An 11,584-nucleotide genomic window follows, 5' to 3' on the forward strand; every position below is an offset into this window, starting at 1 on the left:
CAAATATCCGTCTGGACATGATTTTATGCGAAATAGCTGTCTTGTTGAGCAGTTTTTGGCTGCCCATTGTGGTCTGAAATGGGCATCAATGATATAAACGAGTCGTGTTATACTTGTATCGCTTGGCATGCGATCTTTGCATGATATGCGCTAGGTGATAAGTCCTTAGAGAGCCGCCTGTTAGGAATGGTATCCAACGGACAATTTGTCACATTCAGTTATCTTCAGGCGAAATAGATGTCCGCCCCCAATGGCCCCTTGAGAGATTATGAAACAACTAGGAATACTCGACTCTGCCTTCGTCAATCTGGAGCAAACCAATACCCCTCAACATGTCGGCGGCTTGGGAATTTATGATCCGTCAACCGCCCCCGGGGGGTTCGTTCGCTTTAAAGACGTCATTGCCAGCTTTGAGCGGCGCCTCGGAGATCTGCCGTTATTTCGAACGCGATTAGTAGAAGTTCCCGGTGGCCTGGACAGGCCCTACTGGATAAAAGACGCTAACTTTGACGTAGAGTTTCATCTGCGACATATCGCCCTGCCACAGCCTGGCGACTGGCGGCAGTTATGCATTCAGACCGCCCGCCTCCACTCTCGTCCGCTGGATATGTCCCGGCCTCTGTGGGAAGCCTATATTATTGAGGGATTGGACAACATCCCTAACCTTCCCAAAGGCTGTTTCGCCGTCTACACCAAAATGCACCATTCCATGGTCGACGGCGCCGGTGGTTCGTCCTTTCTGACGGCCTTGCACGATCTGATACCGAATCCTGAGCAAAAACACAGCTGGGAGACTGAACCGCGTCTGGTAGACACAGCACCTTCAGTTGCAGAACTAATGACCAAAGCGACCCTCAATAGTGCGAAAAACACAGTGCAACTCGTCACGGGCACTGTCAGAGGTGCTACAGCCCTGACGCAATATGCCATCGATATTGCGCGCAAAGAAGTCCCTGCCCCTGACATATCAGCACCGAAAACCATTCTAAACAAGTCTGTTGGCCCACACCGCGTGTTTGACGCAGCAGAATTCCCTCTGGAAGGCTTCAAGGACATCAAAAATGTTGTCAATGCTACGATAAACGACGTCGCTCTTAGCGTTATTGGGGGTGCTCTGCAGCGCTACCTGGCGTCTAAGGGTGAGGCACCGAAGGAGGGATCTCTCGCAACGGCTATGCCCTTGAACATGCGTACCCGACGCGGAACCACCGACGAAAACAATCAGGTCGGCTCGGTGTTTTCCTCACTACACACTGATATCGCTGACCCGATCGAGCGAATTACTGCGATCAAAGGGTCGACTGAAGAAGCGAAGGTCAGCGGCGAAGCAAGCCCCATGGTAGATGCACTGATGTTGGCAGGCGTGCTTGCTCCCGTCATCTCAAAATCGGTAGCCAGCTTCTGGTCGCGCAATCAATTGTCCAAACACATTCCAGTGAATATCTCGACCTGCATTTCCAACGTCGCAGGCCCCAACTTCCCGCTGTATTGTGCGGGTGCCAAAATGGTAGACTACTATGGACTAGGTGTACTGACTCCCGGCATGGGGATTTTCCATCTCGTATTCAGCTACTCTGGCAAACTCACGTTGTCCGTTCTGGCGGATAGGGACATCATGCCTGACCCTGAGTTTTATCACGACTGCCTGGTGACTGCCTATGAAGAGCTTTATGCCGCTGCGACCAAACTGGAGCCCGCGCGGCGTAAAACAGCAGCGATTGCGGCCAAAGCTAAGATCCAATCACCCAAGCGAGCACAAGCCCCCATCAGGCCAATAGGTGCAGTAGCGCCCAAGTTGCGCTCCAAAACGCGCTCCTCGGTAGACCCTTTGGTAAAAAGAGTGACAAAGCCTAAGAACCCCGTTAAAGCACCGATAAAAGTCCGCGGGACAGCGACACCCAAGAACAAGGAGAGCGTTGCAGTGAAAAAACGCGCGCCCAAAAAATCAAAACTCTAGACCAGCACAATCTCAACGAAAGCCAATCGACGCGTCATAGACAGAGAAAAATTTAAACTTCAATAGAGGTATATTCAGTCTGATAACCGTTAACGTTCGCCCAGCCGCACGAGTTGGAGCACGTAAATCTGCAACATCAGACAGTTCCCAGCCATGAGCAAGAAAAAGCGGCGCGACATCCCGCACTTTAAAACACCCATCATAGAAACCCATTGCCACCTGGACTATCTGGATCAGGCGGACCTGGAAATCACCCTTGCAAAATCACGCCAGGTCGGAATTGAGCGGATTATCACTATCGCTGTCTCAGCCGGCAATCTAGAGAGTGTCATGAAACTCGCCACGTCTTCCGCCAACATATGGGGCACACAGGGGATCCATCCACATGAGGCTGAGTCGTACACGCCTGAGGTTGATGCCATCATCCGAAGAAACGCAGGGCATGCCAAAATACTTGCGGTGGGCGAAATCGGCCTAGACTATTATTACGACCACGCAGACCGCGCGGTGCAGCGTTCAGTTTTTGAGCAGCAACTGCAGACTGCTATAGAACTTGACCTGCCTGTCGTCATCCATACTCGAGAAGCCGACGATGATACGCGCGACATACTAAAAAATTGCAGTACGTCCCTTACTCGCAAGGGTGTGATACACAGCTTTACCTCCTCTCTGGCACTGGCAGAGTTCTGTCTCGCAGAGGGTTTTATGCTGGGGTTTAACGGCATCACTACTTTCAACAGCGCAGATAACGTGAGGCAAGTTGTCGCCGCCACGCCTATGACTCAGCTATTACTTGAAACGGATGCTCCGTATCTAACCCCTGTTCCCTATCGTGGCAGACCTAACGCGCCCTATTATCTACCTTTTATTGCTGAAACCCTCGCCGCTATCAAGGAAGTCGATATTGAAGAATTATTGCAACAAGCCTACTGCAATAGTCTGGATGTCTTTTTCTCTGGCATACAGGAAAGACAGGCAACAACACCTGCAGCACCAGGTTAAATTTCGGCACACTAGACCCAAGCTTATGCGCGCTTTCAGTGATAAACTACTCCCCGTTTTAAATGCCCCTCTTTGCAATATCACAGGCAAATCTCTTTGATGGACTACATTATTGGACAACGCTGGGTAAGTCATGCTGACGCCCAATTAGGACTTGGTATCATTGTAGACATCGAAGGGCGTCGCGTTACCCTCGCCTTTCCCGCCGTGGAAGAGGAACGCACCTACGCCATCGAAAATGCTCCCCTCACACGACTGCGCTTTAAGGTGGGGGACCATATCTCTACGGTTGATCAGGTCGAAGTGCTGGTAACTGAAGTCACGGAGCACCACGGGCTATTGGTCTATATCGGCACGGATCACCACGAGCAGCAGTTGACAGTATCTGAACTGGAGCTTGACGCATTTATCCAGTTGACCACCCCACAGCAGCGGTTACTCAATGGGCATTTCGACAAGCACAGTGAATTTGCGTTGCGCTTCGCAACCTTTATACATATGGACAAGCTACAGCGCTCGACTGTGCGAGGCCTGATGGGCTCACGTACAAACCTTTTGCCGCACCAAATTTATATCGCTAATGAAGTAGGTCAAAGGCACGCCCCACGTGTGCTGCTGGCGGACGAAGTAGGCCTTGGAAAAACGATTGAGGCAGGAATGATCATTCAGCAGCAGATGCTGACGGGGCGCGCCTCCAGAATACTCGTATTGGTGCCGCCCAGTCTGTTGCACCAGTGGCTAGTAGAAATGCTACGTCGCTTCAATTTGCATTTTTCTCTTTTCGATGCCGAGCGTCTGGCTGAAATCACCGAAGATAATCCCTTCGAGACAGAACAATTAGTGCTCAGCAACCTCGAGCTTTTTGACTCCCAACCCGCATTGCGAACCGAGGCGCTGGCTTCACAATGGGACCTGATAGTCATTGATGAAGCCCATCATCTGCGCTGGGCACAAGACACTCCAAACGATGACTACGCATTTGTTGAAGCCCTAGCACAACAAACGAAAGGGCTATTATTACTCACTGCTACACCTGAACAAACTGGACAGGCCAGCCATTTTGCGCGTCTTCGTTTGCTAGATCCTTCGCGCTTTCATGACTTACAGAAATTCAAGGATGAGGAACAACAGTACCACAAATGGAGTGAGCTAGCCGACGCGCTAGAAGCGGGCAAAGTCGTTGATGATCTGCCCTCGGGGCTGGACGCTGGGGCACCTACCGCTAGCATCATCGAACAAATACTAGATCGACACGGCACGGGACGGGTCTTGTTCAGAAATACTCGCGCTGCCGTTGCAGGTTTTCCACAACGGATACTGCACCAATACCCGCTGGAGGCGCCGGAGGAGTACATACACGCACAGCTCGACCTCAAGGAACGGCTTTATCCAGAAACACCCTACCTCGACGACAGCTGGCTTGCATTCGACCCACGAGTAACCTGGCTGGAAAAAATGCTTAAACAGCTTCGCCCTGCCAAAGTTCTGGTCATCTGTGCGCACGCTTCAACTGCAGTTGCGCTAGAACACCATTTGCATCTGCGTGCCGGCATCCGATCCTCGGCCTTTTATGAGGGGCTGTCGATCATTGAACGGGATCGCGCCGCGGCCTATTTCGCAGATGAGGTAAACGGTGCGCAGACGCTTGTCTGCTCAGAGATTGGGAGCGAAGGACGCAACTTCCAGTTTTCTCACCATCTCATATTGTTCGATCTACCGATGAACCCGGACCTGCTCGAACAACGCATTGGACGCCTCGACCGTATCGGACAACAGTGCGACATAGACATTCACGTGCCATATCTCGCGCAAACTGCCCAGCAGTCATTATTCGAATGGTATGACCAAGGTCTCAACTTGTTCCGCGATAGCTGTTCTGCGGGGTATATGATTTTTGAAATTTTTCAGGACCGCCTTTTATCAGAATTAGAACAGCGTACAGAGACTTTTGATACCCTGCTGATAGACAGTGCAGTTTTTACTGCAAGGACACGACAGGAATTGCGCGACGGTCGCGATAAGTTACTGGAACGCAACTCCTGCAAGCCTGTTATCGCCGACGCTCTAATTGATGAAGTTGTGGCTATCGAAGCCAATAATACGCTAGAGCCCTATCTCGAAGCTCTGTGTGAAACCTTCGGAGTCGAGCAGGAGTTTCACTCTGAACAAACACTGGTGTTACGGCCCTCTGAAAACATGCTAATCGGTCATTTTCCGGGCCTCAGGGAAGACGGCACCACTATTACCTTCAACCGCGAAAAGGCGCTTATACGGGAGGATCTGGAATTCCTGACATGGGAGCATCCGATGATCCTCGGGGCAATGGACATGGTGCAATCAACTGAAATAGGCAATGCTGCACTCGGCACCATTACACTAAAAGGTGTGGCACCTGGCACCATGCTGTTGGAACTGCTCTATACCGTTAATTGTGTTGCCCCTAGGACCCTTCAACTTGAGCGTTTCTTACCCCTTAATCCTATGCGCCTGCTCGTCGACGCGCGAGGAAAGGATCTCTCAGACCTGGTACCGCATGAACGTCTCAATCAACTCATCCAGAAAGTTAAGAAAGCCACCGGTCTGGCCATCATCAAACAGGTACATGCGGAAGTGGAAGCCAAAATGTCGCTGGCGTCAGCGCAAGCCGAGAAAAAACTAGAGGAAATACTAATTGATGCGGAGACAACAATGCGCATCGACTTGAGTGCAGAATTAGACCGGCTCACCAGCTTGCGAATAGTCAACCCGTCCATTCGCCAGGAAGAGCTGGACCACCTCACCTACCGTATGGAAGAGTGTTCCACACACATTAAACACGCTAATCTGCAACTGCAGGCTCTGCGGTTGATAATCACTACCTAAAGAGCAGTCTTAGCCACCCTAATATCACGTGTTAGTGGCCGCGCCCGGGAGGGAGTCTTTCCCCGACAGCTCTAGCTCTACCTGAGCCAAGAGCTTCTCGAACTTAATCTTAAATATGTCCTTACTAAACAAATGGCTGCGCTCAAAGGCACATTCAGCCATCGTTTTGCGCCGGCCTTCGTCCCCAATAAGTGTAAGACTGAACATCTTTAAATCGTCTAGCGTCGAAAACCTATAGCCAGAATACTGATGTTCAACAATCTCCTTCTGTCCGCCACCATCAATGACAACGGGAACACAGTAGTTTTGCATGGCCTCAACCGTTGTCATACCAAAATGCTCAACGCGCTCTGGTTGAATCTCATCCAACCCACACGCGTGCCAAAATATCGCTGCCGCGCGATAATATTCCTTAATATCACTGACAGCGGCATTCACGCTCAGCTCAATGGGACACTGCGCTTGCGCTACCGCGTCTTTAATGGCTTCGAGATAGATATTTTCAGGCGTACTTCCTCCAACCAACACCAACTTCCATCCCCGCATTTGAATCGGGTAATCGACACACATCTCACTGAATGCCCGCACCAGCTCAATCTGCTTTTTACTGCCACTTACTTCAAAGCGAGAAACCGAGAGAATAATATTGTGTTTTTCATCAGGCCTACTGTCTGGGTTGTACATATTCACTGGTGGATACAGTTTATCACTAGGATTTAACTGCCAGCGCTTTTTCACCCAGTCGCCAGTATAATCGCTATTCACAATCAAATGGTCATACCGGTCGACCTGAAAGAAATTCTCTTTTTCCTGATCAGGAAAGTGACACACAAAAAGAGACACCGCCGAAAGCGGATTGACTTTCCCCAACATGTTCGCATTAATAAAAATATCGTAGTTCAAACTCTCCCAACTGATTATGTCAAAAGGATTTTCACTTTCATTGACCACCATAGACTCATTCGGCGTGTAACAACCTCTCTCTTCGAAAAAAGGAATTTTGATGATTTTCATGGCACTAGGCGTAAGGTCAATATCAAACCAGTCCTTGAAGTCACTTAGTTGCACATCATTATTAAAAATATACGTAACATCATAACGATCCTGCAGAATAGCGGCCATCTCAGCGACATATCGCTGCCCGCCACCGGCAAAATGTCCAGCATGGTCATAAATTCCGACACGTATTTTACGCAGCCCTAAAATGACTTCCAACTGCGAGAAAAAAGTATAAGCACTGCAAACACCGATATAGTCGGGAAGACAATCTTTGAGTAGGCGTAGCACCGCTGTGACTGTGTCTGTGTCATGGTAAATACACATTTTTCGCATGCTGTGCAAAAGAGACCGATACAGGAGGTCATACTGTCCCGCCTCATAGCAATGAGAAGTCTCTATACAACCAGGCAACTCGAGAGGGAAGTGCTTGGCTACAAAAAGAAAGCGATTTCGGGTACAAAAGAAATCACACAATTTTTCCGAAGAACTGCCATGGTACTGATGATACAGAATACTGCTGGGCGAATACCAAAGCTTCCATCCTTTCTCTCGGCAACGAATACTGTAATCCATATCCTCCACAAACATAATGAAGTCTTCGTCCCAGTCGCCAACATCCTCCAGACATTGCCGACGAAACATCACCGAGCCACCCGTGACATACTCGCGTTCAGCCGCTGTCGCGTACCGAGAGGAATCGTCACCTTCAAAACCGATATCCCTGAAGTAAAACTGGCCAACTTCCTCAACACCCACACTATTAATTTTTTTATTTTCTGAAAAAAGTATCTTACTCTGAACAGCACCGACATTTTTATCAGTTCGAAAAATGTCAAAAAAACCCTGCAACCACTCAGAATCCACTGTTGCATCATTGTTCGCTATAACGACATAATCTCCTTGAGAACTAGCGATCCCCAAATTTAATGCTCGGGCATAATTATTTTCATCGTTCTCGAGTATCCTGACCTGCCTACAGTGCTCTCGGACCCAATTAACTGAGCCATCACTCGAGCCGTTATCTACCATAAGTATTTCGACGTCGAGACCATGCTGATTTGACGCGCCTAGAGAATTAAAAAAAACCTCGAGGAAATCCATCGCATTAAACGTCACCGTCAAAACCGTGACCCTAGGGAGGCTCATTTTAAATCACTCTGCGCCGGAAAAACAAACGTTGATCGTATACTTTTCAGCTCACTTGCTAACACTATTACATCGACCTGCAACTTGGCCGAGGGCGCAGTCGTCGACGTTGTTGGCCTATAGCTGGCAGGCAAAACCTTTCGCTTATCGAGCCGCGCAAAAACCGAATCACCTCTAGCAATCAAAAACATCTTAGCTCGAATATTTGCAACACGTTTATCGACTTCAAGCCAGACGCTCTTCCACATCAGCCTGAACCTTCCGGTTCTGAACATCTGATAGGCGTTGATACATCTATCTAGAAAATAGCGTATCTTTTTCTTCGTTAGACTAGACATGCCGTTCAAAACCCTTGTCTCATAGTGAGCCTTATTCGAAAGCGTCGAAAAATTTTACTCAGGCTCTCGCCGTCTAACAATCATTTACCCAGCGAACGATTTCAACTGAAAAACCTCAATGCTACCCCAGAAAGCCAGCAGCGGACATTGCTGCGCAATTGCATGCGCCTCGTCAAGCGAGTCAGCTTCAATCACAGTGTAGCCATGCGGCCGCACTAAATTTCCATCATCTAACGCGCCCCGTGAGCCTAAAGTTTCTGCACCTACTATCTCTGTCACAAAAGCACCAAATGGAACGGGTAATGTCGCCAGCCATGCGCTTACCTTGTCACGAAGTTCCTTGGTATCTAAACCTAGCGGCTCATCACCCCGCCGATACATAAACATAAATTGCGGCTTCCGCGGGATGGCGATTCGCTCCCTATATTCGCTCAACTTTTCACTGACACCAGGAACATCTGACCCAACACGATCAGCCAGCCTCATTAGTGTGAGCGCCGACCCGACGTCTCTCCGCTCGGCTTGTAACGCTAGATCTCTAAAAATATAGGCTTCTTTTTCAGAAAAAATCGTCCGACCTAACCCCTTATTTTTATCATCTCCATCGGTTACTAGGTTCGTTATCTCGTTAATGCATGAAAAGAAAATCGTGCATACGCTCGCATAATCTGCCGTTGCAAGTTGATGCTTTGCATCTTTGGCTATTAACTTGAGAATTGCGATCAAAACATCAAAGTCGGCACTATTTATACAATCTCTCGGCACAACCAAGTCATCGGGCGGTGCAAACAACGGATGCACTTCGGGGAAAAATTTCCGCTGTACGATGGCGTTAGATTCAATGAAGCTATCGTAGATTGACGCTCGCGAGTCAACGCTAGGCAATTGACCTCTGCCCGACAACCTCTCCATGATAGTTTTTTTGCACCGGTCCCTCATAACACCTGCATCAGGCATCACTGTGCTCTGCGGAAATATTATATTAACGGCTCTTGCAAGGGCTTGCCCAAACGGCGTCAAAGACTCGTTTTCAACTGCACGAGGCTTATCCAGCTCACCTACCAGAGCGGCATCTATCTTTGCTGTGAAGTCATCAAGCAAATCCCCATTTAAGAATCGGTCTTGAAGAAAAAGGGAGACGTCCAAAGACTCAAATCCGAAACCTCTTTCCCAATTGGCAAGCATTTCATAGTAATTAAAATAAGTATTTTCAGGTCTGCAACGTTCCAGAAATTCCGAGAAAGATTGTGTACCACCCGATTTAAGATGCGTTGAATAATATGACTTGCACGTTGTCGCCTGCTCTCGCAGATAGCACACTATTTTTATTTCATCAAAATAGGGTGTTAGAAGCTTGGATAAATTGTCTAATTCCGCCTCAGTCCTGATTCTGGAGTGAAAATGTTCACTGGACATAATGACGGTGGTTACATGCTGCGGGAGACCACGTATTTCACTATCAAACGCCTTTATGAATCGTCTCTGGAATTCCTGCCTTTGTTCCAAGGTTTGAATTCCCCGATTCCGAAAATAGTCATCCCGTCTATGTTCATCGAGACAATAAGCAGGAAGCGCTTGATTATTTCTTTTACCAGCACTTTGAAGAAAATGAAATCCAGCGCCTTTAAGTTTCCCTCTATTTTGGTATAAATACCTTTGAATCGAGGTAGTACCGGTTTTTTCAGTCCCAATGTGAACAATAGCTTTCAAGTCAATCTTCCTTAAAAAGCTGAAAGTAAAGCATTTTATAGATTCTGACAAGGCGCCGCATCACATAAAGGCGGCGCCCCCCCAAAAAGCCGAAACCGTTGAGGGTATTCTAGGTTAGTCGCAGATCACGCCGCCACTTTTGAAGACTTCACCTCAGGGTCGAAGGTAATGTGCATGCGCTTAATGCCGTTAACGAGATTGGAGCGGGTGTAGGCAACGTCACCCACCAGCTTAGGATGACGCAGACGGGGAATGATTTCCTCAAACATGACGCGCATTTCCAGTCGAGCAAGGTGCGTGCCTAAGCAGAAGTGCTGGCCAATACCGAACGACCGATGCTGATTATAAAGATCTGGCATACGCTCCGCCCGTCGCACATCAAATTGCATGGCATCGGCACCGAAGATGGTCTCATCATGATTGACCGTGTGATAGTGCATGATGACCTTATCACCTTTCTTGATGAGCTTCCCCGCAACTTCCGTATCTTCGATACACTGGCGACGCATCAGAGTGAAAGCGGTGTTGTAACGCAACATTTCCTCACATGCACCAGGGATTTTATCGGGATTATCCACCAAGTATTGCAGCTGCTCGGGATTTTCCATCAATAAGCGCATGCCCTGCGTCGTTATCGTACGTGTAGACTCATTACCGGCTGCGATCAACATCAGGAAAAACCAAACGAATTCATCGTCATTCAAACCATCGTCTTTGCCGTTACCGTTTAATAGAGCGCCGATAATATCTTTCTTTGGATTGGTTTTGTGCTGCTCCATCAACTTCATGGCGTATTCAATCACCTTGAAGGAAGCCGCCTCGGCCTCTTCCTGGCCAGCGGACATCTCTGGATCCTGATTGAACATCATCTTGTTGGTCCACTGGAAAAAATCCTTGCGATCTTCCGCTGGAATACCACAGAGCTCAAGAATAGCCAGCAACGGCAACTCTGCCGCTACTTCCTCCACAAACTCACACTCACCACGACTGGCAACCGCATCGACGATGTTGCGCGCATGCTGACGAAAACTAGGCTCATACGACTCAACAGCACCCGGGGTAAAGGTAGCTCGCACAATTTTGCGCGACTTCATCTGTCTCGGTGGGTCCTGATTGATGGTCATATTGCGCTGGATGAGATTCATTTCATCTTCTGAATACTCTTCTGCCAGTGCGGAGCGAGCCTCACTGGAGAACAGTTTGGGGTGCTTGGAGATGAAATCGATTTCATCGCGACCGGTTATCAGCCAGTAAGGGACGCCCTGGTAGGAACCGTCCATATAGTGGACGGGGCCGGAGGCGCGAATTTCAGCCAGAGTATCGTAAGGCATCCCGTTAACGTACGTTTCGGGGTCGATCAAATTTGGGAATTCTGCGAATGGGCACTGACTCATAAAAACTTACTCCAAAGTGACAAATCAACCTAGGAGCTACAGACTACTAGGCGTTAGTTTAGATGTCAATTGTTAATATCTACACCCTAAACCCGTCTAGTTTTGAAGTCGTAATGGCCAGCATCGAAGCGGTTAGCCCGCCCCCTTCGCAGCCTCCAAACGCCAGCCTTCTGCCG

At 48.8% G+C, this 11,584-nt stretch carries 6 protein-coding genes; 3 read left to right on the forward strand and 3 right to left on the reverse strand.

The annotated features are described in order from the left end of the window. The first annotated feature begins 268 nt into the window (after positions 1-268). The 3 genes from ABXT62_RS09665 to rapA all read left to right on the forward strand — a co-directional run bounded on the left by ABXT62_RS09665 (position 269) and on the right by rapA (position 5,821). Positions 269-1,957: a WS/DGAT/MGAT family O-acyltransferase gene (locus tag ABXT62_RS09665; RefSeq protein ID WP_415355051.1), complete on the forward strand. Its 1,689-nt coding sequence runs from the start codon at positions 269-271 to the stop codon at positions 1,955-1,957. A 153-nt stretch (positions 1,958-2,110) separates the two neighbouring features. After that, on the forward strand, positions 2,111-2,959 hold the full coding sequence (locus ABXT62_RS09670) for a TatD family hydrolase (protein WP_415355052.1): 849 nt from the start codon (positions 2,111-2,113) through the stop codon (positions 2,957-2,959). 99 nt (positions 2,960-3,058) lie between these two features. Then, complete coding sequence (rapA, locus tag ABXT62_RS09675; RefSeq protein WP_415355053.1) at positions 3,059-5,821, forward strand: RNA polymerase-associated protein RapA; 2,763 nt, start codon at positions 3,059-3,061, stop codon at positions 5,819-5,821. A 24-nt stretch (positions 5,822-5,845) separates the two neighbouring features. Here rapA and ABXT62_RS09680 read toward each other — a convergent pair whose 3' ends face one another. The 3 genes from ABXT62_RS09680 to ABXT62_RS09690 form a co-directional block, all read right to left on the reverse strand. After that, on the reverse strand, positions 5,846-7,966 hold the full coding sequence (locus ABXT62_RS09680) for a glycosyltransferase (protein WP_415355054.1): 2,121 nt from the start codon (positions 7,964-7,966) through the stop codon (positions 5,846-5,848). Between the two features lie 422 nt (positions 7,967-8,388). Beyond that, complete coding sequence (locus tag ABXT62_RS09685; protein WP_415355055.1) at positions 8,389-10,014, reverse strand: hypothetical protein; 1,626 nt, start codon at positions 10,012-10,014, stop codon at positions 8,389-8,391. A gap of 125 nt (positions 10,015-10,139) precedes the next feature. Next, on the reverse strand, positions 10,140-11,408 hold the full coding sequence (locus tag ABXT62_RS09690; protein ID WP_415355056.1) for a cytochrome P450: 1,269 nt from the start codon (positions 11,406-11,408) through the stop codon (positions 10,140-10,142). Positions 11,409-11,584 lie beyond the last annotated feature (176 nt).

The organism is Halioglobus sp. Uisw_031, from assembly GCF_047729875.1.
GTDB lineage: Bacteria > Pseudomonadota > Gammaproteobacteria > Pseudomonadales > Halieaceae > Marimicrobium.